This window comes from Nocardia sp. NPDC050175, assembly GCF_044459885.1.
In the GTDB taxonomy this organism is placed as follows: Bacteria; Actinomycetota; Actinomycetes; order Mycobacteriales; family Mycobacteriaceae; genus Nocardia.
In genome coordinates this window covers 767,772-791,397 of the sequence record NZ_JBITJI010000001.1, presented here as the reverse complement: position 1 = coordinate 791,397, position 23,626 = coordinate 767,772, and the positions used below count along the sequence as shown (strand labels likewise).

The 23,626-nt window shown below is 65.7% G+C and carries 18 protein-coding genes; 8 read left to right on the top strand and 10 right to left on the bottom strand.

Going from position 1 to position 23,626, the window contains the following annotated elements; all coding sequences use genetic code 11:
• The first annotated feature begins 1 nt into the window (after position 1).
• Positions 2-4,342, top strand: coding sequence for an amino acid adenylation domain-containing protein (locus ACIBK2_RS03550; protein ID WP_396963213.1), 4,341 nt, complete (start codon positions 2-4; stop codon positions 4,340-4,342).
• Entirely contained in the window at positions 4,335-5,738 is a 1,404-nt protein-coding gene (locus ACIBK2_RS03545) for an FAD-dependent oxidoreductase (protein WP_396963211.1), read from the top strand. The genes ACIBK2_RS03550 and ACIBK2_RS03545 overlap by 8 nt, the downstream gene beginning before the upstream one ends.
• A gap of 3 nt (positions 5,739-5,741) precedes the next feature.
• Here ACIBK2_RS03545 and ACIBK2_RS03540 read toward each other — a convergent pair whose 3' ends face one another.
• The 8 genes from ACIBK2_RS03540 to prpB form a co-directional block, all read right to left on the bottom strand.
• The gene (locus ACIBK2_RS03540) at positions 5,742-6,473 is read right to left on the bottom strand and encodes a response regulator transcription factor (RefSeq protein ID WP_396963209.1); all 732 of its coding nucleotides are present in this window, start codon (positions 6,471-6,473) and stop codon (positions 5,742-5,744) included.
• Positions 6,474-6,570: 97 nt separating this feature from the next.
• Complete coding sequence (locus tag ACIBK2_RS03535) at positions 6,571-8,007, bottom strand: flavin monoamine oxidase family protein (RefSeq protein WP_396963207.1); 1,437 nt, start codon at positions 8,005-8,007, stop codon at positions 6,571-6,573.
• Positions 8,008-8,590: 583 nt separating this feature from the next.
• Positions 8,591-9,454, bottom strand: coding sequence for an ADP-ribosylglycohydrolase family protein (locus ACIBK2_RS03530; protein ID WP_396963205.1), 864 nt, complete (start codon positions 9,452-9,454; stop codon positions 8,591-8,593).
• A 97-nt stretch (positions 9,455-9,551) separates the two neighbouring features.
• Entirely contained in the window at positions 9,552-10,034 is a 483-nt protein-coding gene (locus ACIBK2_RS03525) for a hypothetical protein (RefSeq protein ID WP_396963203.1), read from the bottom strand.
• A 122-nt stretch (positions 10,035-10,156) separates the two neighbouring features.
• Positions 10,157-10,402, bottom strand: a complete 246-nt coding sequence (locus tag ACIBK2_RS03520) for a hypothetical protein (RefSeq protein ID WP_396963201.1) — start codon at positions 10,400-10,402, stop codon at positions 10,157-10,159.
• A gap of 42 nt (positions 10,403-10,444) precedes the next feature.
• Positions 10,445-10,573: a hypothetical protein gene (locus ACIBK2_RS03515; protein WP_396963199.1), complete on the bottom strand. Its 129-nt coding sequence runs from the start codon at positions 10,571-10,573 to the stop codon at positions 10,445-10,447.
• 94 nt (positions 10,574-10,667) lie between these two features.
• Complete coding sequence (locus ACIBK2_RS03510; protein WP_396964024.1) at positions 10,668-11,819, bottom strand: bifunctional 2-methylcitrate synthase/citrate synthase; 1,152 nt, start codon at positions 11,817-11,819, stop codon at positions 10,668-10,670.
• Positions 11,820-11,842: 23 nt separating this feature from the next.
• On the bottom strand, positions 11,843-12,757 hold the full coding sequence (gene prpB / locus ACIBK2_RS03505; protein WP_396963197.1) for a methylisocitrate lyase: 915 nt from the start codon (positions 12,755-12,757) through the stop codon (positions 11,843-11,845).
• 92 nt (positions 12,758-12,849) lie between these two features.
• Between prpB and ACIBK2_RS03500 the strand changes: the two genes are divergently transcribed.
• A complete protein-coding gene (locus tag ACIBK2_RS03500) occupies positions 12,850-13,728 on the top strand; it encodes an RNA-guided endonuclease InsQ/TnpB family protein (protein ID WP_396963195.1) in 879 nt (292 codons plus the stop codon).
• A 35-nt stretch (positions 13,729-13,763) separates the two neighbouring features.
• Here the strand turns inward: ACIBK2_RS03500 and prpD are convergent, their stop codons facing one another.
• On the bottom strand, positions 13,764-15,269 hold the full coding sequence (gene prpD / locus ACIBK2_RS03495) for a 2-methylcitrate dehydratase PrpD (RefSeq protein ID WP_396963193.1): 1,506 nt from the start codon (positions 15,267-15,269) through the stop codon (positions 13,764-13,766).
• Between the two features lie 119 nt (positions 15,270-15,388).
• Between prpD and ACIBK2_RS03490 the strand changes: the two genes are divergently transcribed.
• Entirely contained in the window at positions 15,389-16,816 is a 1,428-nt protein-coding gene (locus tag ACIBK2_RS03490; protein ID WP_396963191.1) for a short-chain fatty acyl-CoA regulator family protein, read from the top strand.
• Between the two features lie 162 nt (positions 16,817-16,978).
• On the opposite strand, the gene ACIBK2_RS03485 is transcribed toward ACIBK2_RS03490, so the two are convergent.
• Positions 16,979-17,944, bottom strand: a complete 966-nt coding sequence (locus ACIBK2_RS03485; protein ID WP_396963189.1) for a DUF1152 domain-containing protein — start codon at positions 17,942-17,944, stop codon at positions 16,979-16,981.
• Positions 17,945-18,628: 684 nt separating this feature from the next.
• On the opposite strand from ACIBK2_RS03485, the gene ACIBK2_RS03480 reads away from it, so the two are divergent.
• The 4 genes from ACIBK2_RS03480 (at position 18,629) to ACIBK2_RS03465 (ending at position 23,616) form a co-directional block, all read left to right on the top strand.
• Positions 18,629-18,970 carry a hypothetical protein gene (locus ACIBK2_RS03480; RefSeq protein WP_396963187.1) on the top strand — a complete coding sequence of 114 codons (342 nt, stop codon included), beginning with the start codon at positions 18,629-18,631 and terminating at the stop codon, positions 18,968-18,970.
• Between the two features lie 41 nt (positions 18,971-19,011).
• Entirely contained in the window at positions 19,012-19,716 is a 705-nt protein-coding gene (locus ACIBK2_RS03475) for a response regulator transcription factor (RefSeq protein ID WP_396964022.1), read from the top strand.
• Positions 19,694-21,223, top strand: coding sequence for a sensor histidine kinase (locus ACIBK2_RS03470; protein ID WP_396963185.1), 1,530 nt, complete (start codon positions 19,694-19,696; stop codon positions 21,221-21,223). Before ACIBK2_RS03475 ends, ACIBK2_RS03470 begins: the two co-directional genes overlap by 23 nt.
• Before the next feature lie 299 nt (positions 21,224-21,522).
• Positions 21,523-23,616, top strand: coding sequence for an ArnT family glycosyltransferase (locus tag ACIBK2_RS03465; RefSeq protein WP_396963183.1), 2,094 nt, complete (start codon positions 21,523-21,525; stop codon positions 23,614-23,616).
• The last annotated feature ends 10 nt before the right edge of the window (positions 23,617-23,626 follow it).

Sequence of the window (23,626 nt, the reverse complement as noted above, 5' to 3'; positions counted from 1 at the left end):
CATGACAGCGACCGATCAACACACCGCGAATGGCGCGCAGCGTCTGCCCGCGTCGCCGGCTCAACCTGGACTGTGGTTCGACAGCATCTACGGGGCCGATCCCACGGCGTACAACCAGCCACTGGTGTTGCGCCTGGGCACTCGGCTCGACCACGACTGTCTCGTCGAGGCCTTGGCTGTCGTCCATCGCGATCACGCCGCGCTGCGAACCACATTCGAGATGGATGCCGACGGTGATCTGCAACAGGTGGTGCACCGCGAGCTGGCACCGGACGTCGATGTGCGTGACCGGCCCGACGGCGACACCGATGCGTGGGTGGCCGAGCAGGTGCACGAGATCGCCGGCGCCGCTTTCGATCTGCGTGCCGGTCCGCTCGCGCGGGTACGCCATCTCCGGTTCGGCGATGCGGGCAACAGCATGCTGGTGTTCAACATTCACCACACCGTCTTCGACGGCATGTCGTGGAAGCCGTACCTCAGTCAGGTGGAAGCGGCCTACACCGCGGTCATGCGCGGTGACGAGCCGCCGCAGGAAGATCGGCGTCAGGCCATCGAGGCCTACGAGCGCTGGACCGAGCTGTCCGCCGATGCCGAGACACTGCGGTACTGGCGGGACAAGCTGGCGGACGCACCGGCGGCGGCCCCGCTCGGGCTGCCCGCCGAGGGACCGGCGCGACACGTCACCCGGCAGGTGGTACTCGACGAGCGACTGTCGGCGCGGGTGCGCGAGTTCTGCGCCGCCGAAGGCGTCACCACCAGCATGTTCTTCGTCGCGCTCAGCTTCGTGCTGCTGCACCGGCAGACCGGTCAGGACGACGTGCTGCTCGGCATCCCGATCTCCGTGCGTGGTGCCGGCGACGCCGAGGTGCTCGCCCATCTCACCAATACCGTTGTGCTGCAGCACCGGTTCGACGGTGATTCGATCCGTGACGTGCTGAGTTCGGCGAAACACGAAGTGCTGGACGCCCTTCGGCATCGGCATGCGCCGCTGGAAGCCGTGCTCGGTGAGCTGCGCGCGGCCGGAGGCAGTCAGGACGGTGCCTTGTTCAACGCGATGGTCACCGTAATGCCCGCCGCCGCTCGACGTTTGGACCTGCCCGATTGGGGCGTCGAGACGTGGGAGCACGAGACCGGCGGCGCCAAGTATGACCTGGCGATCACGGTGGACGAGACCTCGGACCATTACACGTTGGTCGTCGAGCACGCGACAGCCGCGGCCGACGGCGAAAACTTCACGGAATACCTGGCACAGCGCCTGCAGATCCTGCTGGACAGCGTGCTCACCGACCCGGACGCGCAGGTCGACGACCTGGACTGGACGAGCGATGCGGAGCAGCGGGCGATTGCCGAGCTGTGCGCGCGCCGGACGGACGCACCGGAGCTCGGCACCGAGCTGACCGCCGACCTGTTCGCGGCTACCACTGCGACGGCAAGTGCGGATCCTGCGATTACGGTGGACGGCACGGCAACCACCTACGCCGAATTGGCAAGGCGCGCAGACGCGGTGGCCGCGATCCTGGTGGACCGAGGAGTCCGCGACGGGCAACCGGTCGCCGTGCTGATGCGGCCCGGGCTCGACCTGATCGCGACGGTCATCGGCATCCTGCGCGCGGGCGGCAGCTACGTCACCCTCGACGCCGATCAGCCGTGGGAGCGATTGAACTTCACCTTGAACGACTGTGGCGCAACGATTCTGGTGCGTGCGCCCGAGATCGACATTACCGAGGCCTCGTTGCCTTCGGGACTCGAGGTCATCGATGCGACCGAAATCGCCGGTACGGAAGCCACATTCGAGGAGCAGCGAAAGACGCCGGAGGACACGGCCTACATCGTCTACACCTCGGGTTCCACAGGCCGCCCCAAGGGTGTCCGGATGCCGGAGATCACCCTCGCCAACCTCGTGCACAACCAGGCCCTCTTAACCTCGGACCGCCGGATGCGCACGCTGCAGTACATGCCGCCCGCGTTCGACGTGTTCGCCATCGAGGTGTTCGGAACCCTTTGCAACGGCGGCACTTTGGTGATACCGCCCGCCCAGGCCCGTACCGATTTCGAGGCGTTGGCCGCGCTGCTCGCGGAAGAGCGGGTCGAGCGGGCCTACCTGCCGTACGTGACGCTCCGTGAGCTCGCCGCCGTGCTGCGGTCGTCCACGGTGGAACTGCCCGACCTGCGCGAGGTGTATGTCACCGGCGAGCGGCTGGTGATCACCGGCGACGTGCGGGCGATGTTCCGGCGGAATCCGGACGCTCGGCTGATCAACGCTTATGGGCCGTCCGAGGCCCATCTCTGCAGCTGGGACGAGCTGCCCGCCGATCCCGATACGTGGCCGACCATCCCATCGATCGGCCGAGTGGTCGCCGGCGTCGACGCGTATGTGCTCGATGCCGATTCGACCGGCGCGGCCCGGCTGGCGCCCTTCGGTGTCGAAGGGGAACTGTGTGTTGCGGGACCGGTCGTTTCGCCCGGATACATCGGGCTGCCGGACAAGACGCGTGAAGCCATGGTCCCCGATCCGTTCGTCGCCGGGCAGCTGATGTACCGCACCGGTGACGTGGTCGTGCTGGCACCGGACGGGCGGCTGCATTACCGCGGCCGCAAGGACGACCAGGTCAAGATCCGCGGTTACCGCGTCGAACCCGGCGAGGTCGAGGCCGCGCTGGAACGGGAATTCACCGTGGACGCGGCCGCGGTGATCGTGGTGTCCGACGGTGGTGACCGCGCGCTGCACGCCTTCGTGCAGAGCGACGCGGAGCCGCCGACGGATTGGCGCACCCGGCTCGCCGCCGTGCTGCCCGCCTACATGATCCCGCGGCAGGTCACCCGCATCGACACCATCCCGGTGACGCCGAACGGGAAGACCGACCGCCGTGCCTTGGCGGACTTGCCCATCGAGGCCACCACGCCGGACGCCGTCGCGAATTCCGATGTCGCATGGACGGATTCGGAGACAACGATGGCCGAGCTGTGGAACGAGGTGCTCGGCCGCCGCCCGGCAACGCCGGAGGACGACTTCTTCGTCCTCGGTGGCCACTCGCTGCTCGCCGCCCGCCTGCACCGGCTGGTCAAGCAGCGCTTCCACACCGACGTCGCGCTGTCGACGCTGCTGAGCACGCCGACGCCGCGTGGGATGACGAAGAGCCTCGCCGACCGCTTTGCCGCCGCGGCCCCGGACCTCAGCACGGACGCCCGCCTGCACGACCTGGTCGTGGGGGAGCGGCGGGAACCGGTCAACGGCACGGTATTCCTCACCGGCGCAACAGGATTCCTCGGCAGCCACCTGCTCGACGAACTGCTGCGCACCGGGCACCGGGTGCACTGCCTGGTCCGCGCCGACAGCCTCGCGGACGGGCGGGACCGCCTGCGCCGGACGTTCCGTAAGTTCGCGCTCGACCCCTCCGGGCTGGACGAGGTGGGCGTCTGCCTCGGCAATCTCGACCAACCTCGGTTCGGCCTCGGCACCGAGTACGACGCGTTGGCGCGCGAGGTGACCGACGTCTATCACGCGGCCGCGCATATCAACTTCGTCGTGCCGTATCACACGGTCAAGCGCACGAATGTCGACGGACTGCGAAACCTGTTGGACTTCTGCGGAATCAACCGCACGCCGTTGCGCCTGATCTCGACACTCGGCGTCTTCCCGCCGGACTCGACATCCGGTCAGGTCGGCGAGGACACCGTGCCGGGCGACCCCGCGTCGCTGGGGATCGGGTATTCGCAGAGCAAGTGGGTCGCCGAGCAACTCGCGTTCCGGGCGCGGGAGGCCGGTCTGCCGGTCACCGTGCACCGCGTCGGCCGCATCGCCGGTCACCGCCGCACCGGCGCCTGCAGGCACGACGACTTCTTCTGGTTGCAGATGAAGGGTTTCGCGCTGCTCGGCTGCTACCCGGACGACATCGTCGACACGCCGGCCATCGACCTGCTGCCGGTGGACTACGTGGCGCGCGCCATCATCCGGCTGTCGGAAGACAAGCGGGACAACGAGAATTGGCATCTGTACCACCCGGACGGGCTCGCCTGGCCGACCATCATCGAGGCCATTCGCGCGGAGGGCTACGCGACGGACTCGACCAGCGGATCCGAGTGGATGGCCGCGTTGGAACGCGAGACCGCCGAGAACGACGACGAACGGCGCGGACTCGGTCCGCTGGTGCCGCTCATGCGCGAGGGCGTGATGCGCCTCGGCGCGCATTCCTTCGACAACGAGAAATCCAGGCGCGCCCTCGCCGACGTCGGCTGCCCCTATCCGCAGGCGGATCCGGGATGGATCCACCGGATGTTCGAGTATTTCCGCGCCGTCGGCGCCATCGCGCAGCCTGCCCAAGGAGGAGAAGAGAATGTCTGAATTAGCGATGCGCTCGGTAGTGATCATCGGCGCCGGGCCGGTCGGCTGCGCCTTGGCCACGCTGTTGCGGCGGCAGGGCTTGGCGGTGGATCTCTTTGAGCGGCAAACGGAGTCGGCGGGAACCGGGTCGGGCCACTCGTTCAACCTGACGCTCACCTCGCGCGGGCTCGACTGCCTGCCGCTGTCGGTCCGGCGCCGCCTGTATCTGCAGGGCTCGGTGCTGGCCAAGCGGATCATCCACCATCGGGACGGCGCGATCTCCACGCAGGCGTACGGCACGCTGTACAACCATCACCTGCTGTCCATCCCGCGCGGCATCCTGCAGGACCTGCTGCGCGATCAAGCGCTGCGGGCGGGCGCGCGGATCCACTACGGGCAGGAGTGCATCGATGTGGATACCGCGCGCGCCTCGGCGCTGCTGCAAGACCGGGACGGTTCATCGACCTGGGTCAGCGGGGATCTGCTCGTCGGCTGCGATGGTGCCAACAGTGCGGTGCGCGACGCCATCGTCGCCGCGCATCCGGCGGACATGCGGATGACGCGCGACACCATCGCGCACGGCTACGCCGAGATCACCATGGACTACGGGGACGCCGACCCGACGGGGATGCACCTGTGGCCGCGCGGCGACCACTTCCTGCAGGCCCAGCCGAACCGGGATCAGACCTTCACCACCAGTCTGTTCAAGCCGACGGCCGGAGATGATGCGCAGCGGCACTTTTCGGGCCTGCCGTCGGCGTCGGCGATCAGCCGGTACTGCGCGACCGAGTTCCCTGATGTCTTCGGGCGGATGGCCGAGGTCGGCAACGAGCTGGCCAGTCGGAGTCCCGGTTACCTGCGGATCATCAATACCGCGCCGTATCACCATCGGCGTGCGGTGCTGGTCGGTGATGCCGCGCACGCGGTGGTCCCGTTCTACGGGCAGGGCATCAACTGCAGTTTCGAGGATGCCGCCACGCTGGCGAGTCTGCTGGAGAAGTTCCAGGCCGCGGTCCGGTCCGAGGGCGGAACCGTGAAGACCGTGGCGGAGGTCGTGGTCGACGAATACAGCGACGTGCGGGTGAAGGCGGGGCACGCGCTCGCGGAGTTGTCGATGCGGAATCTCGAGGAACTCTCCGATCACGTGAACAGTCCGCTGTTCCTGGAGCGCAAGGCGCTGGAACGTCGGCTGCACGAGCTGCGTCCCGACTTGTACACGCCGCTTTACCAATTGGTGGCATTCACCCACATGCCGTACGACGCGGTGCAGCGGGTGCAGCAGGAGTCGAGCGCGGTGCTGGACTCGCTGTGTGAGGGGCGTGACGTTCGAGCAGAGCAGGACGCCATCATCGGGGAGTTCGCCGAGTTGTACCGTGGCACAACGCAGCTCACCCCATCGAAGGTGCAGACGGGGTAGCGGCTAGCCCGCGGCCCCGCCGGCGCGGGCCGGTTCGACGGCCTGCGCCGACTTGCCGCGGGTGGCTTCGTCGTTGAAGCGGAACCCGACGCCGTGCACGGTGACGATCCAGTCCGGCGAACCGAGCTTCTTGCGGACGCTGCTGAGGTGGGTGTCGATGGTCCGGCTGGCCAGCGACGTCACCTCGGCGTCCACATCGTCATATCCCCACACCCGCTGCAGCAGCTCGGCCCGGCAGAAGACCTTCTGCGGTTCGGTGGCGAGCAGCCGCAGCAGTTCGAATTCCTTGCGGGTCAGTTCGACCAGCCGGTTGCCGACTCTGACCTCGCGTAGCGCCGAGTCGATCTCGAGTTGGCCGACGATGAGGGCCGGTTGGGACATCATGTGCACGCGGCGCAGCAGACCTCTGAGACGCGCCATGAGCTCACGGCTGTGATACGGCTTCACGACGCAGTCGTCGCAACCCGCCTCCAGCGCGAGGACCTGGTCTAGTTCGAACGAGGAGAAACCGATGATCGGAATGTCGCTGGCTCGGCGGATTTCCCGGCACAGGGTGAGTCCGTCGAAATCGGTGAAGTCGAGGTCGATGAGTATTACGTCGAAGTCGGGGTAGGACGCCAGGGTTTTGGCTCCCGTCGAGGACGGCTCGGGATCGAAACCGTGCCGTTTGAGGTCGTTGACCGTATCCTCGATCCCCTCGCAATCCGACACGATCAACAAGCGCGGATGAAGCAAAGCGCTCCTCCCTTCTGGTGTAGCGATTCAGTTTTACTTGCTCGCGAAATGGTGCCGACCGACCCTGCGGTGCGCATCGGGGCGGTCGGCGTGAAAGTCAGCTGGCTGATAGTTCGAGAAGAACTCGAATAGACGACTCCAGTGCGTAGTTCATCGAGCCGCCGTTCGGTTCGAACGCGGTGTGCTCACCTGCGAAATGTATTCGGCCTTCAGATGTTCGAGTGTGTTCCATGAGGTCGCTGTGGCCCACTTCCGGCAGGACGTAGGCGCCGCCCGCGAATGGTTCGTTGTCCCAGGCCACAGAGGCGCCCACCTCGAAGTTGGCGCGTGCGCCGGGGAGCATCGACTCCACTTCGTTCAGCGCGAAAGTCACCCGCTCGTCCTCGCTCATGCTCGCTGCCGCCTGAGCGGGCCAGCCGGTGAGCCAGCACTCGAGGATCTTGCGGGGGCCGGGTTGGCTCGGGGTGGCGTCGCGGACCGTGCAGATCGGGGTATCCGTGGACACCATCAGGCGGTCTTCCGGCCAGAACTTCTTGCGCATCTGCAGGTATATGCGCAGGACCGATACATACCTGAGTTTGCGGATAGCCGAGTGCTTTTCGGCCGACAGTCCGGCCATCGACAGGTTGAGCCTGCGCACGCTGCTGAAAGGTGCGGTGACAATGACTCGGTCCGCGCTCAACGTCTGCAGCCGGTCGCGGTCGAGGAAGGTGACCTGTGCTTCGTGGTCGGTTTGGGTGATGCGGACGACCGGTTTCCGGTAGAAGATGCGGTCTTTGACCTTGTCCGCCATGGCCTGGGCCAGTCGGTCGGTGCCGCCCTTGACCTTGTACCACTGCGCGTCCGCGGTGGAGAAGGAGCGTGGGCTCGACTCGTAGCGGGCCCAGGCCATCGCCGACGCGGATCCCAGTTCGCCGCCGCGCATTTCGAGGAACAGCGGCTCGATCAGGCTGATCGCGGCGGGGGAGGCGCCTTGGTCCTCGAGTACCCGGCGGACCGAGATCTGGTCGAGTTCCAGCAGATTCGGTGTCGGGGTCCAATCGAGTTCCGCGACCTCCGGGCCGATGTTCTCGTTGAACTTGGTGACGTATCTGGCGAAAAGGTCGGTGACGGTGAGGTTCCGCTCGTCCGGGTGTAGACCCAAGGTTTCGGCGTGGTCGGGGATCTGGTCCGGTCGGATTCGAATGCCGTTGCGGTAGTAGCTGAAGTCGGTGTCGACAAGATCGCTCGGTTCGGTCTCCAGGCCCATCTCGCCGAGATAGTGCATCGTGTAGTGGCAATGCTCGGTGACCGTCATCGCGCCGGCTTCCGCATGCAGGCCGTCGGCGAATGGGTCACGGTAGGTCCAGGTGCGTCCGCCCGGGCGGGCGTTCGCTTCGAGGACGGTGACCTTGGTTCCCTGTTTTGTTAATTCGTTTGCCGCGGCGAGTCCGGTGAGTCCGGCGCCGACAATGATTACCGAATCGATGTCATTGTGCGACGGGAGACCCCCGTCGAATGTATGTCGGACGTCCTCTTGCGTAAGCCCCTGCACTGCTTTCCCTCCGGTGAACTGCGCTTGATTTCCACCGGCTCAACCGTGTATTCTGAACCGAAATCATTGACAAATCATCACGCTGACGGAAATTCTGGTCATCATTGATCTTCAACCATTGGTTGAATGAAATTATCGTATCAAGATGTGTGAAGCGCAGCAAACAAGTTTCAGTAGCCAGAATTTAACTCGGCCGAGGTGGTTGACACCTCTCTGGTCTGATGGTGTTTGCCTGTGCCGGTGTGACCGTTATCACACTACGGCTTCTGTTTGACTCGTAACTAATCGCAGGCGACTACGGCCGGAGCGGTCTCTCCATCTGGGGATTTGCCTAGTCATGTGCGGTACTAGACGTGACATGTCGAAATCTTGAAAGCGTTTGCCTGAGCGCGTGGCTAACCTGCTGCAACTGTTATCGCATTATTATCCGACTGGACAGTCCGGCGTTCGTGGCAGCAGATGCCGAGCGGCTGCGCGGACGGGCTGTAGTGAGTACTGTCGCAGATCCCGACCAGTTGTCAAACAGTGTGGCTGTATTTCGAAATATAGTTTCGCGCGCAACTGGCACCGGATATGGTCCGCGTCAATCTGTCGCCCACGTCGGCAGCGGCTCGCGGGCGGCCAGCCATTGCTCCGGAATGCCGCGGATATCGCCTCGAGGTCCGATTCCCGTGTGCGCCGCCACGATGCCACCGACTATCGCGGCTGTAGTATCCGCGTCTCCGCCGGCCTCGACGCAGGCGGTGATGGCGGAGGGGTAGTCATCGAGGAAGGTTGCGGCTGCCCACAAGGTGAACGGAACTGTGTCCTGGGCGCTGACTTCTGCGCCGTTGCCGAGCTCGAATGCCGCCTCCGCCACCGGTCGACCGAGCAGCTTGCCGGCGCGACGGACGCCGTCGGCAGTTCGGCCGTCGATCAGATACGGTTCGACCGCCTGCAGTAATTCGCCTGGCGTGCAGCCTGTTTCGCGTGTCGCCGCGGCGTGGGCGGCCGCTACGCCGATCACCATGGCGCCGACGATCGCTTCCGGATGTCGGTGGGTGACCTCGGCGGACAGTGCGGCCTGTGCCGCCGCTCGATCCAGATCGCCGGCGAAGTAGGCGCCGAGCGGGGCGACTCGCATCGCGGCTCCATTTCCCCATGATCCGAGTCCGCCGAAGGCAGCGCCTGCGGCTTCGGCCCAGGGGCGGCCGTCGCGAATCTCGTGCAGCACAACGACTGTGCCGCCGCCATAGCCGCGATACGGTTCGCAGCGATCGGCGAACACGGCCGCGAGGGCGTCCTGGTCGATGTGGCCGCGGCCGCGGATTTCCGCGTAGACCGAGCAGGCCATCTCGGTGTCGTCGGTCCACGGCCATGGGGCGGCCGGCGGTCGCCCGGCCAGTAGATCAGGGACGGACCGGCCGGGCACGAAGAACTGTGCACCCAGCGCGTCACCAACGGACAAACCAGCGAGGCTGTCGGAAACGAAATCGGAAACCAGCGGCATAAGTGGGGCAATAGTGCCAAAACGCAACCACTTACCGCAACCCGCCGTCCGTTGATTACACGCTGCGCTGCTCCCCGTTGGGCATCATGTGCGAAACGATGCACTGCTCCAGATGAACGAGCCACTCGTAGCCCTGTGTGGTGCCCGAGATCCACGCTGCGGTCGCACCGCTGAGAACGTCGCGCGGGTGCGGGGTTTCGGGTTCGTCGACCGGCACCTCCGGCTCTTCGCGACGATGTCTGCCGCCGGGCTCGAGCTTGGGTGTGGGCTTTGGCTCAGGGGCGACAGTCTGTTCGGTATCCCCGAACGGCCGCTCGCCGCTCGTCGCGTCCGGCAGCGCTTCCGGCCCACTGACCGGTGGTGGTGCGGAGAACGGTCCACTCGGCTCGCCCACGGTGGTCAGGCCGCGGCTGGCGGTCGGCTCGCTGCTCTCCGAGTTCCGGTCGGCAGTGACCAGCGCGGTGAGCAGCGCGGCCGTCGACACCATGGCCAACCGCATCGGAACGTCGGGCTTTCGTGGAGCGCTGTGCTTACCCATCGGCTACTTTCCGTCGAATACCGTCGGGTCTGAGAGTTTAAGTCGCTCGTCCAATTCCGGCCACCAGGATTAGCGCACCTTCACAAACGTTAAGCCACACTCACACTTTGCACGCTGAAGGGTTACTTCGGTAACGCCGCAATGCCATTCACTAAAACATATCCGGTGTTCTCCATCGAAGGAATCATTTTCGCGATCTCGCGGACGATCACATCCGGCTCATCAAACAGGATCGAGGCCATGCAAGTGGCCGCGGAGTGCCCTGTCGGCAGGCCACCGACCGGGACCACTGCTTGCCACACAGCGGCAGATCCACCACGTTTCGCACGGCACATCAACCACCGAAGCAGCGGCAGATCAACCAGCACGACAGCGGCAGATCAACCAATCGCAGCACACTCGATGCCCTTTCAGCCCGGCCTGATCGATGCTCGAGCTTCGATCACTTTCCGCGAAGGCGCAACTTGCCCCCAATCAAAGGCCAACTCGCCCTTGGCATCGATGAATCCGGCGGCACCAGTGACGAGGTAGACGGCCATGGGAAGAGAGCCTAGCCAATCGCCGGGGCTCAGTTCGACGGACGCAGGCGCCTACCTGCCAACTGGATACGACGATCGTGAGGAGGAGTTCGGGTCAGGCGACGACCGAGCGTTGGGGGACGCCGACGTATTCGCTCAGGGGGCGGATGAGGGCGTTGGATTCGGATTGTTCGATTATGTGGGCGGCCCAGCCGGTGATTCGGCTCATGACGAAGATGGGGGTGAAGACTTCTATGTCGAAGCCGAGGAGGTAGTAGGCGGGGCCGGTGGGGAAGTCGAGGTTGGGTTTGATCGCGGTGGCGTCGTTCATGGTTCGTTCGAGGATTTCGTACATTCGGACCCACTTGTGGCCGCCGGTGGCGTCGGCGATATCGATGAAGGCGTTCTTCATCGTCGGCACCCGGGAGTCGCCGTTCTTGTAGACACGGTGGCCGAAGCCCATGACCTTTTCCTTCTTGGCGAGCTTGTTGCGCAGCCACTCCTCGGCCAAGGCGGGGTCGTCGATCTCGATCATGTCGTGCATGACCGCCTCGTTGGCGCCGCCGTGCAGCGGGCCCTTGAGGGCGCCGATGGCGGCGGTGACGGCGCTGTAGATGTCGGACATGGTCGAGGTGACGACGCGGGCGGCGAAGGTCGAGGCGTTGAAACTGTGCTCGGCGTAGAGGATCAGGGATACCTCGAACGCCTTCACCAGTTCGCGGGACGGGATCTTGCCGAAGCACATGTTCAGGAAGTTCTCGGCGAACCCGAGGTGCGAGTGCGGGGCGATCGGGTCCTGACCGTGGCGGCGGCGGTGGTCGGCCGCGACGATGGTCGGCAGTACCGCCATCATCCGTAACGCCTTGGCGCGATTGGCAGCTGGGCTGTTGTCTTCTTCGGCGGGATCCTCGGCGCCGAGGTAGCTGATCGCGGTGCGCACGACGTCCATCGGATGGCAGTTGTCGGGCATCTTCGTCACCAGCGACAGCAGCGACCGATCGGCGCGGCGGGCGGCTCGCTCCTGCTGGCAGAACCGTTCCAGCTGAGCGTCATTGGGCAATTCGCTGTGCCAGAGCAGGTAGGCGACCTGCTCGAAACTGCAGTGCTCGGCCAGATCCTGCACGGCATAGCCGCGGTAGGTCAGCGAGTTGGTTTCCGGCACGACCTTGGACACCGCAGTGGTGTCCACGACAACACCGGCGAGCCCTTTGTAGATAGTCGGAATGGCTGTCTCAGGCCCACCCGCCGCCCGGCCGCCACCCCCCATTGGATCGCGGAGCGATGCTGTATTCATTGGTCTCTTCCCAGGCTGAAATTGAAGACGTCGGAATCGAATTCGTTGTACCGCTCGTACTGAAGTAACTCGTACAGCCGGCTGCGCGGCTGCATCCGATCGATCAGACCGGCCTGGGTGCCCTCGGCGAAGATCTCGCGCAGACCGTTCTCAGCGGCCCACATCGCCAGGCGCAGCGTGGAAACCGGGTAGATGACCGCGTTGTACCCGACCGACTCCAACGTCTTGGCCGACAGCAACTCGGACTTGCCGAACTCGGTCATGTTCGCCAGCAACGGAATTGAGACGGCAGCGCGGAACTTCGCGAAATCCTTCTCGTCGACCAGCGCCTCGGTGAAGATCAGATCCGCTCCGGCATCGGCGTACGCTTTGGCGCGTTCGATGGCGGCGTCGATGCCCTCGATCCCGGCCGCGTCGGTACGCGCACAGATCACGAAATTCGGGTCCCGCCTTGCAGTTACGGCCGCCCGCAGCCTGCGCACCATCTCCGCGGTCGGCACCACAGCCTTGCCGTCCAGGTGGCCGCAGCGCTTCGGATTGACCTGGTCCTCGAAGTGGCAACCCGCGATCCCAGCGTCCTCGAGGACGGTCACGGTGCGCGCGGCGCTCATCGGCTCACCGAACCCGGTGTCGGCGTCGATGAGTGTCGGCAACTCGGTCACCCGCGCGATCTGCTGCCCACGCTCGGAAACCTCGGTGAGCGTGGTGAGCCCGATATCGGGCAGCGCGAGATCGGCCGAGACCACCGCGCCCGAGACATAAACGCCCTCGAACCCGATCTCCTGAATCAGCTTGGCCACCAACGGATTGAACGCGCCGGGGAACCGCTGAATCGAACCCGAAGCAAGACCAGCACGAAAGGCCGCGCGCTTGTCGGCGGCCGAGGTATCGGCGGCAATAAGGCCTGTCATCAGATGTTTAGCGCGGTTACCCCCTCGTTTATGAGGGGGAGGATGCGCTGTCCTCCGTTCGGTGTCGGTGGTGCGGGCTAGGTTGTGGGGGCATGGATGAGCTGGTGCGGTACAGCTTTCGTTTGCGGCCGGGCCGCACCGCGGAATCTGCTTTGCTGGCTGAGTGGAATCGTTGCCGGTTTCTGTGGAATGAGGCCGTCCACCAGCAGAAGTCGGGCCGCACACCGACTTTCCACAGACTGAGTAAGCTGCTGACCGAGGCCCGCTGCCAGAACATGTGGTTGCGGGAGGGATCGCAGATGGCTCAACAGCAGACCCTGCGGACCTACTCGCAGGCGCTGACTCAGTCGTTCACGGTCAAGGGTCGGGGGCGCCCGGTGTTCAAGGCGCGTAAGAGGGCTCGGGTGTCGCTGGAGTACACGCGCCGTGGATTCAGGATCTGTGGTGGGCGGCTGGTGCTGGCCAAAGGCATCAGTATCCCGGTGGTGTGGTCGCGGTATCAGCAGGCCGCACGGTTGGCGGCGAGACTGTACAAGAAACCGGCTCGGCAAACCCGCCACGATTCGCGGGTCTGGGCCAAAAGTGTTGTCTATCATCATGATGTGATCGCGGTGGAGGATTTCAAGCCGATATTCCTGGCGAAGTCCACGTTGGCGCGTAAGGCGGCGGATGCGGCGATTGGTGCGGCGAAGCGGGAGTTGATCGAGCGTGGTGTGCGGGCCGGTCGGAGGGTGGTGTTGGTGCGGCCCGCCTATACGAGCATGACGTGTTCGAGTTGTTTCGTGAGAGCCAAGCAGCGACTCGAGCTCGGGGAGCGAACCTTCCGGTGCCACAGTTGCGGGTTCACCGACTGTCGGGATCGGAACGCGGCCAGGGTGATTCTGGCTGTGGCAGAGCGCGGCCACACACGTGTTGAGGATGTCAGACAGTCGGATCACCTCTTGCGGGTGGCCGGTTCGGTTGCGGTCTGAGCGTGAAATCTTCCGCCTTCCAGGCAGGAGAAGCGTTAACAGAACAGTCCCTTTGGCAGCTGCGGTGCCCGCGCGAGGACCTCATCGGACACCGTGAACGAAAGCTGGGACAGCTCAGCGGCACTCAGCTCAGCGGTGCGCTGCGCGACATCGAGGAAGCGATCCTGCTCGGCCGGTGCGATAACGCCCTCGGCCAGCGTCCGGAACTTCGCGATGTACTGCTCACGAGCGAACGGGCGCGCGCCAAGCGGGTGCGCGTCGGCGATCGCGAGCTCGTCGACGATCACCTCACCGCTCTTCAGGGTGACCTCGGCCCGTGCACCGAACGCCTTCTCCGCGGGATCGGTGGAGTGATACCGCCGGGTCCACTCGGGATCCTCGGCGGTGGAGATCTTGCGCCACAGCTCGACGGTGTCGGGCCGCTGCGCGCGCTCGGGCGCGTAAGACCGTTCGTGGTGCCAGGTTCCGTCCTGCAACGCGACCGCGAAGATGTACATCACCGAGTGATCCAGGGTCTCGCGCGAGGCCGTCGGTTCGAACTTCTGTGGGTCGCCGGAGCCGGTGCCGATGACGACGTGGGTGTGATGGCTGGTGTACAGCACGATCGAGGCGATCTGGTCGAGATCGCCGATCTGGTCGCGCATCCGGCGGGCTAGGTCGATCGGCGCCTGGCTCTGATACTCCGCGGAATGTTCCTTGGTGTAGGAGTCCAGGATGGCTCGCTTGGGTTCGCCGGGGCCGGGCAGCGGGACCGAGTATTCCTTGTCCGGACCGCCGAGCAGCCAGGCGATCACCCCGTCCTCGCCCTCCCAGATCGGCGACGGCGCACCCTCGCCGCGCAGCGCCCGGTCGACCGCCTCGACGGCCATCTTGCCCGCGAACGCCGGCGCGTAGGCCTTCCAGCTGGAGATCTCGCCCTTGCGGGACTGCCTGGTCGCGGTCGTGGTGTGCAGCGCCTGGCCGACGGCCTGGTAGATGGTCTCGGCGTCGAGGCCGAGCAAGGTACCGATGCCCGCGGCGGCCGACGGGCCGAGGTGGGCGACGTGGTCGATCTTGTGCTCGTGCAGGCAGATCGCGCGCACCAGATCGATCTGGATCTCGTAGCCGGTGGCCAGGCCGCGGATCAGGTCCCGGCCGGTGCGCCCGGCGTGCTGGGCGACGGCCAGGATCGGCGGAATGTTGTCGCCGGGGTGGGAGTATTCGGCGGCCAGGAAGGTGTCGTGGAAATCGAGTTCACGCACCGCGACGCCGTTGGCCCAGGCGGCCCACTCGGGGGAGTAGCTGCCGCCGACACCGAACACGGCTGCGCCGGGCTGGTAGGGGTGCGCCTGCGCTTGGGCGCGGGCATTGGCGACCGGGCGGCGGGTGAGCGAGGCGGCCGCGACCGAGGCGTTGTCGATGATCCGGTTGATGATCATCTCCGCCGTTTCCGGCGCCACCTCGACCGAGTCGGTGGCGACCTCGGCGATGCGCCACGCGAGGTGTTCTTCGCGCGGGAACTGCTCGGCGGACCGGTGGGTGCGAACGAGATGATTCTTCATATTTCGCACGCTACACACCACGGTTCGCTGCGGAAACACCTCGCAAATGCCTATATTTGTGGAAGTCTGCCTGTGAATTTGTGGAAGTTGTGTAAGACGGCGGTGCTAGATTTCCAGTTATGCAGAAGATGTATGCGGGCGGTCGAATGCGCGCGCTGCGTGAGCAGCGGGGGCTGACCCAGACCGGGATGGCCAGCACGCTCGGGCTGTCGGTCAGTTACATCAATCAGCTGGAGAACGACCAGCGACCGTTGACCGTGCCGGTGCTGCTGCGACTCAACTCGACCTTCGATCTGGATATGCAGTTCTTCGCCGCCGACACCGACGCGCGGTTGCTCGCCGATCTGCAGGAGGTCTTCGCCGAGGATCCCGACGGAGTGACCATCACGACCACCGAGATCGATGAACTCGTCTCCCGCATCCCCGCCGCGGCGAGGGTGCTGGTCGGCATGCACCGTCGGTTGCGTGGGGCCACCGAACAGCTCGAACGTGTCTCCGCCGGTATCGACCCGCATTCACACGAAGCGGGCACCGGCATGCCGTACGAGGATGTCCGCGATTTCTTCTACGACCATCGCAACCACATCCCGGATCTGGACGCCGCCGCCGAGGAACTGTTCACCCGTCGCGGATTCACACTCGGTGGATTGGATCTGCAGCTGACCCGATTGCTGCGGGAGGAACATGACATCGCGGTCGTGATCCGCACCGATGATCCTGATCAGCCCGGCCCGAAGCGCACCTTCGACCCTGCCACCCGAATTCTCACCCTTGCTCGCCGGCTCTCGGCCGGGCAACGTGCGTTCCAGCTCGCGACCCAACTGGCGTTCCTCACCCAGGCCGACACCATCGACGCGATCATCGCGCGGGCCGATTCGCTGGCCGCACAGTCGCGCGGCCTGCTGCGCGTCGGGCTGGCCAACTACTTCGCCGGAGCATTGATCCTGCCCTACACCGCGTTTCACGATGCCGCCGAGGCGCTGCGCTACGACATCGATCTACTGTCGACGAAATTCGAGGTCGGTTTCGAAACCGTCAGCCACCGATTGTCCACCCTGCAACGGCGCGGCCGACGCGGTGTGCCGTTCTTGTTCGTCCGCACCGACCGGGCAGGCAATATCTCGAAACGCCAGTCCGCCACCGCCTTTCACTTCTCCCGGGTCGGCGGTAGCTGCCCACTGTGGGTGGTGCACGAGGCGTTCGCGACACCAGGCCGCATCCGAACCCAGATCGCCCAGATGCCCGACGGCCGCCGCTACCTGTGGCTGGCCCGCACCACCGACGAAAGCACCCCCGGCTACCTCTCACCCAAACGCGACTTCGCCATCGGCCTCGGCTGCGACCTCAGCTACGCGCACAAACTCGTGTACTCCCACGGCCTTCCGATCGATGACCCCAGCACCGCCATCCCGATCGGCCCCGGCTGCAAAGTCTGTGAACGCCCAGCCTGCGCCCAACGCGCCTTCCCCCAACTCGGCCGCCCCATCCGCGTCGACGAAAACAACGCCCTCAACATCCCGTACACCCCGAGCGATCAACGCAGCTGACCGCCCAGCCTGGTCCCGGTCGCGGAGCATGGCGCAGCTGCCGCGTGCGGATTAGTCTCACGCGCGCAAGATTGCTGACGATTTCGTGCGCGACCAGCGGCAACGTGCGCGGCAGGCGACCATCTGGCCGCGGGGTGGCGCCGCGCACAAGTTAGTACCGTGTCAGTGCGGAATGGGGCTGTGCGGGCGGGGTTTTGGGCGGGTTGTCAGGTGGGCTTCGATGATCTGGGCTACCTGGTCGGCGTCGTCGGTGGGCTCGAGCAGCGGTAGGTATTCGACACTGCGTGCGAGGGCGGGGAGGTCTACGGACAGGTACATCGCCATCAGCGGGTTCACGAACAGCTCTGTGCCGCAGGTGCGGTCGGTGGCATGGGTATCGCCGAACTTGCCGCGCAACGCATCCGCGATCTGGGAGTGAACGATGCTGGGGCGCAATGGAGTTTCGGTCAGGCAGTGGCTGACGGCGGCGAGGTAGGCTGCCGCTTCCGGGCTGTTCGGCGGTATGGAGAACGCGCCGAGGAATGCGTTCTTGCGTTGCAGCGCAGCGAGATTCTCCAAGACGTGGGCGTGGCAGACACCGTGATAGGCGTCGATGCCGAACCCGATCGACACCACGACGCGGGCGATGTCGTCCAGACCCGCCACGGCCGCGAGGCTGGTCATGTCCTCATGCGGCGTACCGAGCTCGGCCTCATCGCCGCGGAGCAGGATGTCGGTGCCACCGTCGATGAGCACCAACGCGTCCGCGTCGAGATGATCGATGAGCGCGCGATAGGCAGCACGCAAGGGGCGGACGCCGGACTTGGGGAAGGCGTACACGATTGGTTCGCGATCGGTACTCGCCAGCCAGCGGGCCAGGGTGCGTTCGGGGAAGTAGTCATCGTTGCCGTCGGTCTCAGGGTGAACAGCGGCGACACCCGGCGCAAGCCAGTCGTCGAGCGGGGTGCGGCGCAGGTCGCTGAACGACAAGTTCGCCAAGTGCACCTTCTTGCCGAGCCCTTCGAGCGCCACGGCGAGCGGCAGGCCACCGTACACATCGAATCCGCCTCCTGCCCCGGCTATCAGCACCCTGGAAGCGTCCCGCAGACGAGTGAACAGCGGCGGTTCGACCAAACGAAACGAAGACACCCAGCCATGATGGCCGCGGCGACAACATCGTGCCAGGAGCGCTGGCCTACCCTTCGGTCCGCACCAGGCGGTCGTCGAAGCGCGGCAGGGTCAGGGTGGGGCCGGGCAGGATCCCCCGCACCTGGGTCAATGATTACTTGTCGGGACAGAGGTCGCGCCGGTGCGCTTGGCGAAGGCTTGTAGACCAGGCATCGCCTGTGCGGCTGGATGGCGGAGCAGGCTGGTGGTGATCTGCTGTATCGGCTTGCGGTAGCGGACTTCGTCAGGTGCGGCGTGTTCGGCGGCCAGCAGCGCTCGGTAGCAGTCTTCGGGTTTGCCCCACTGATGGAGGCACCCAGCGCTTTTCGCGTTGCTGGCACAGTTTGTGTGCGGTTACCGAGATATCGATCTCCGCGACGCTACCGGTCTCGGGCACGGTGCCCTGATCGCACGCCACGGCAGTCCGGCAACGCGGCAACGATGGATACCCCGGCTGCGCACCGGCGAACTCGCCGGAATCGCCATGACCGAACCGCACGGCGGCTCCCGACCAGCAGCCGCACGAACGTGTGCCGTCACCACACCCGACGGCCCGGACTGCATCGTCAACCCATTCCGCCAACCGGTCTCGCTGGTTGGTCCTGGGGAATCCTCGACCTCGACTGCGTACCGGTTCGCTCCGACGATGTCCTACATGGAGACGCGATGGCATTGCTACGCAAGCATTTCGCGGGCTACCGGCCGCTGGCGGCGGCCACCGCCTTGGGGGGTGCGGCAGCGGTGTTCGACGAGGTAGTCACGAACTTAGCGAATCGCTACACCTCCGGGGAGGTGGCGAGGCTATGGGACTCGGCGTTGGTCACGGTCGGGCGTGCACACGCTCAGCTCGTCACCGCGCTCCTGGGCACCGTCATCGCCCACCACATGGCCGAGGTCGGACACGAGCACGCCGAGCGCTGGTGCGCGGTCCGTAGCAGCCCGGCGCTCACACGAACCACACAGCTGGGACACAGCGGGGGCGTAGCTGATCAGCCCACGATGGGATGATGCCGCCGACGACTGCTACCAGCCCGACCGAGCGAATCGCCATGCGCCGGGCGGACGGTAGTTCGGTTCAGGTGCTGGTGGTCGATGACGAGCCGATGTTGGCGGAGATGCTGTCGATGGCGCTGCGGTATGAGGGGTGGGAGGTCAGTTCGGCGAGTGACGGGCGCAGCGCGGTGACCATCGGGCGCGAGACTCGTCCGGACGTGGTGGTGCTGGATGTGATGCTGCCGGATATGACTGGGCTCGAGGTGCTCGCCAAGTTGCGCGAGCGGATGCCGCAACTGCCGGTGCTGTTGCTTACTGCGAAAGACGCTGTGGAGGACCGCATTGCCGGGTTGACCGCCGGTGGCGACGATTACGTCACCAAGCCGTTCAGCATCGAGGAGCTGATTCTGCGGTTGCGCGCGTTGCTGCGGCGCACCGGGGTGAGCGCGCCGGACAGCGGCGCTCGGATCGTGGTCGGCGATCTGGTGCTGGACGAGGACACCTATGAGGTGCTGCGGGGCGGCGAGCCGATCACGTTGACCTCCACCGAATTCGAGCTGCTGCGCCTGTTCGTGCACAACCCGAGGCGGGTGCTGAGCAAGTCGCTGATCCTGGATCGCGTGTGGAGCTACGACTTCGGCGGCCGATCCAACATCGTCGAGCTGTACGTGTCGTATCTGCGCAAGAAGATCGACAGTGGGCGGGCACCGATGATCCACACCCTGCGCGGTTCGGGATATGTCCTCAAGCCTGCGGACTGAGCCGCGGCGACGGTGGTCACCGCGCCGCTGGTCGCTGCGTGCGCGCCTGCTGGTCGGTCAGTTGCTGTTGCTCGCGACGGTGGTCGTCGGCATCGGTGCCGCGACAGTGTTTGCGCTGCAACAGTTTCTGGTACATCAGCTCGACACCGAGTTGGTCATCGCGCAGAATCACTCGGTCGGTGGCGCGGGCGGCGGGCCCAGTCTCGGCGTCCCATACGATGGTGTCCGGTTACCGCCACCTGATGCGCCACCGGGGCCGGGCCCCGATTTTCTGGATCGGCGCGGCATCCAGCCGGATGCGATCGGCGCGGCCGTCGACCACGGAACCGTCACCGCCGCAGGGAAAATCGGCTCGGACGGCACGGAGTCCGCGCTGTCGGATGCCGCACGCCGGCAGCTCGCCACGGTCGTCGCGGACGGCAAGCCGAGATCGCTGAGCATCGACGGACAGGGCCACTATCGCGTGATCGCGGATCCGACCTGGCGGGGCACGACCGTGGTCACCGCACTTCCGCTTGCCTCGGTCGACGCGACCCTGACGTGGGTGGTGGGCATTCTGCTGGCAGCTATCGCGACCGCTGTGCTGATCGCGATCACTGCGGGCATCTGGCTTATTCGCCGCGCACTCCTGCCGTTGGACCGCGTCGCGGCCACCGCGTCCCAGGTGGCCGATTTGCAGTTGGATCGCGGGGAAGTGACACTGCCCGTACGGGTTTCGATCGACGCCGATCCGCGGACCGAGGTCGGTCAGCTAGGTGCCGCGGTGAACCGGATGCTCGAGCACATCGCCGGGGCGCTGTCGGCGCGGCACGACAGCGAGACCCGCGTGCGCCAGTTCCTGGCCGACGCCAGTCACGAGCTGCGCACGCCGCTCGCCGCCATTCGCGGCTATACCGAACTGGCACAACGTGATCGGAGCGAACCGCCCGGCGAGATCGATGCGCTGAGCCGGGTCGACGCCGCGGCGCATCGGATGAGCGCACTGGTCGAGGACATGTTTCTGCTGGCACGGCTGGACTCCGGACGTCCGCTGGAACACGAGCCGGTCGACCTGTCCCGGCTCACCATCGACGCGGTGAGCGACGCGCACATCGCGGGCCCGGACCATCGCTGGGACCTCGACCTGCCCGATGAGCCGGTGCTGATCACCGGCGATGCGGTGCGGCTGCATCAAGTACTCGGCAATCTCCTCGCCAACGCGCGCACGCACACCGGCCCCGGCACCGTCGTCACCGTCTCGCTGGAACGCGACGGCTCCGGCGCACAGTGGCGGGTGCGCGACAACGGACCAGGGATCCCGGCGGCCCTGCAACCGGCGATCTTCGAGCGCTTCACCCGTGGCGATTCGTCCCGTTCGCGGCGGGCCGGGAGCACCGGACTCGGCCTGGCGATCGCCGACGCGGTGATCAAAGCCCACGGTGGCGAGCTCGCGGTGACGAGCGTCCCCGGCGACACCGTCTTCACCATCCGGCTACCCGGCGAAAGTCCCTACGTCCAAGGGGCATAGGGACTTTCGCCGGTTCGAGAATCAGGGCAGCGCGACCCACTGGCCGAAGGCCCAGAAGCCGTGACCGACGGGCTGTGGGCCCGGACCCGGCTGCGGCTGCGGTTCTGGCGGATCTCGGCTTCGAGACCGTCGACCTCTCGGGCCGACACAGCAATCGTTGGAGCCCGATGTTTGCCCGAGATGGGACGAAGCTATGCGTCAGCTATGAATTGCTGCGAGGTCTCGCGTCGGCTTCGGCGCACAGGGAACGCACAGCTCACGCAAAGATCCGACCCACACCGTTCATCAACGATCGTTAGATGACTACAGCTACCTCGAGACCTCGCACGGAGTTCGATGCTGCGTCCTCCGATATCGACGGCCCGGCCAACGATGAGTCGCGAGTGACCCGGCTGCTATACGGTTCGCCTGCTCAGCCGAGGTGGGCGCGGCCCGGGCTGTGGCTGTTGTTGGCTGCTACCGCGGTGCTCTATCTGTGGGGACTGAGCCGATCCGGTTGGGCCAACGACTTCTACGCGGCCGCGGTGCAGGCGGGCACGCAGAGCTGGAAGGCGTTGCTGTTCGGTTCGCTGGACGCGGGCAATGCCATCACGGTCGATAAGCCACCCGCATCGTTGTGGGTGATGGGCTTGTCCGGCAGGCTTTTTGGTTTCAGCTCGTTCTCGATGCTGCTGCCGCAAGCGTTGATGGGAGTGGCTTCGGTCGGGTTGCTGTACGGCGCCGTGCGGCGGTGGAACGGTCCGGCCGCCGGGCTGCTCGCCGGTGTGGTGCTGGCGCTGACTCCTGTTGCGGCGCTGATGTTTCGGTTCAACAACCCGGATGCACTGCTGGTGCTGCTGTTGGTTGCGGCGGCGTATTGCACGGTCCGCGCGACCGAGAACGGCAGCGGGCGTTGGCTTGCGCCGGCGGGCGTCGCGGTCGGGTTCGGCTTCCTGACCAAGATGTTGCAGGCGTTCCTGGTGCTGCCCGCGTTCGGGCTGGTTTTCCTGGTGGCGGCTCCGATCAGTCTGTGGCATCGGATCGGAAAGCTACTCGGATCCGTTGTCGCGCTGGTGGTTTCGGGTGGCTGGTTCGTCGTTCTGGTGAGTTTGTGGCCTAGTGATTCCCGCCCCTTTATCGGCGGATCGACCAACAACAGCCTGCTCGATCTCGCCCTCGGCTACAACGGGCTCGGCCGGGTGCTCGGTGGTTCGGGCAACGGTGGTGGTGGCGGAGGTGGTGGCACCGCATTCGGCGGCAGTACCGGAATCACCCGGTTGTTCGGTGCCTCGATGGGCACCGAGATCTCCTGGCTCCTGCCCGCAGCACTGATCGGTCTGGCGGCCGGACTGTGGTTCACCCGCCGCAGTCCCCGCGTCGGGCGCGGTCGTGCAGCTCTATTGCTTTGGGGCGGTTGGCTTTTCGTGACCGGCATCGTGTTCAGCTTCATGCAGGGCACAATTCATCCGTATTACACGGTCGCCCTCGCGCCTGCCATCGCCGCGCTGGTGGGGATCACGGTGGTCGAAATGTGGCGCGGCAAGCAGTCGATGCTCACCCGCCTCGTGCTCGGCGTTATGTCCGTGACAACTGGTGTCTGGAATTTCGTCCTGTTGGACCGCACCCCTGACTGGTATCCGGCGCTGCGCTGGATCGTGCTGATCGGCTCGATAGTGGTAGCCGCGATCGTCGTATTCGGCGCGCACCGACTCGGCAGGTTCACTGCCGTCGTCGCGATCGCTGGAATGTTGTTCGGGCTGGCGGGGCAGACCGCCTACGCGATCCAAACGGCGGCGACGCCACACACCGGCTCCATTCCGACTTCCGGCCCGGTCACCGACGGCGGATTCGGCGGCGGGCCAGGCGCAGGAGGAACCGGCGCAGGAAGCCCAGCCACAGGAGGAACCGGTGCAGCTGAGCCGGGTGCAGGTGGGCCGGGTGCAGGTGGACCCGGCGGGGGCGGGCCAGGCGCAGGAGGGTCCGGCGAAATGCCGGGGAAAACCTCCGACACCGAGACCACCGACCGGGCAGGCAATCACGACGACGGCGGACCGGGCAGCTCGGTGTCGAACAACAACACCGCGTTGCAGGAACTACTGAAGAACACCAACGGTCGCTGGGCCGCAGCAACTATCGGCGCACATACCGCAGGCAGCCTCGAACTCGCCACCGGCACATCGATCATGGCGATCGGCGGATTCACCGGCAGTGACAACTCGCCGACCCTGGCACAGTTCCAGCAGTACGTCGCGAACGGCGACATCAAGTACTTCATCGCCGACGACGCCCAGGGACACGGACCGGATCACGAGTCCGAGGGCAGTTCAAGCGAAATCACCGCCTGGGTGAAAGCTAATTTCACGGCGACAACAGTCGGCGGCAGCACGATCTACAACCTCAGTCAGTTGAGGTGATACAGAGCGG

What these genes read in the sequence shown, in the direction of transcription:
- ACIBK2_RS03550 (WP_396963213.1), top strand. Translation starts at nt 2, where the DNA reads ATGACAGCGACCGATCAACACACCGCGAATGGCGCGCAGCGTCTGCCC.
- ACIBK2_RS03545 (WP_396963211.1), top strand. Translation starts at nt 4,335, where the DNA reads ATGTCTGAATTAGCGATGCGCTCGGTAGTGATCATCGGCGCCGGGCCG.
- ACIBK2_RS03525 (WP_396963203.1), bottom strand. Translation starts at nt 10,034, where the DNA reads ATGGGTAAGCACAGCGCTCCACGAAAGCCCGACGTTCCGATGCGGTTG.
- ACIBK2_RS03515 (WP_396963199.1), bottom strand. Translation starts at nt 10,573, where the DNA reads ATGGCCGTCTACCTCGTCACTGGTGCCGCCGGATTCATCGATGCCAAG.
- ACIBK2_RS03510 (WP_396964024.1), bottom strand. Translation starts at nt 11,819, where the DNA reads ATGGGGGGTGGCGGCCGGGCGGCGGGTGGGCCTGAGACAGCCATTCCG.
- prpB (WP_396963197.1), bottom strand. Translation starts at nt 12,757, where the DNA reads ATGACAGGCCTTATTGCCGCCGATACCTCGGCCGCCGACAAGCGCGCG.
- ACIBK2_RS03500 (WP_396963195.1), top strand. Translation starts at nt 12,850, where the DNA reads ATGGATGAGCTGGTGCGGTACAGCTTTCGTTTGCGGCCGGGCCGCACC.
- prpD (WP_396963193.1), bottom strand. Translation starts at nt 15,269, where the DNA reads ATGAAGAATCATCTCGTTCGCACCCACCGGTCCGCCGAGCAGTTCCCG.
- ACIBK2_RS03490 (WP_396963191.1), top strand. Translation starts at nt 15,389, where the DNA reads ATGCAGAAGATGTATGCGGGCGGTCGAATGCGCGCGCTGCGTGAGCAG.
- ACIBK2_RS03480 (WP_396963187.1), top strand. Translation starts at nt 18,629, where the DNA reads ATGGCATTGCTACGCAAGCATTTCGCGGGCTACCGGCCGCTGGCGGCG.
- ACIBK2_RS03475 (WP_396964022.1), top strand. Translation starts at nt 19,012, where the DNA reads ATGCGCCGGGCGGACGGTAGTTCGGTTCAGGTGCTGGTGGTCGATGAC.
- ACIBK2_RS03470 (WP_396963185.1), top strand. Translation starts at nt 19,694, where the DNA reads ATGTCCTCAAGCCTGCGGACTGAGCCGCGGCGACGGTGGTCACCGCGC.
- ACIBK2_RS03465 (WP_396963183.1), top strand. Translation starts at nt 21,523, where the DNA reads ATGACTACAGCTACCTCGAGACCTCGCACGGAGTTCGATGCTGCGTCC.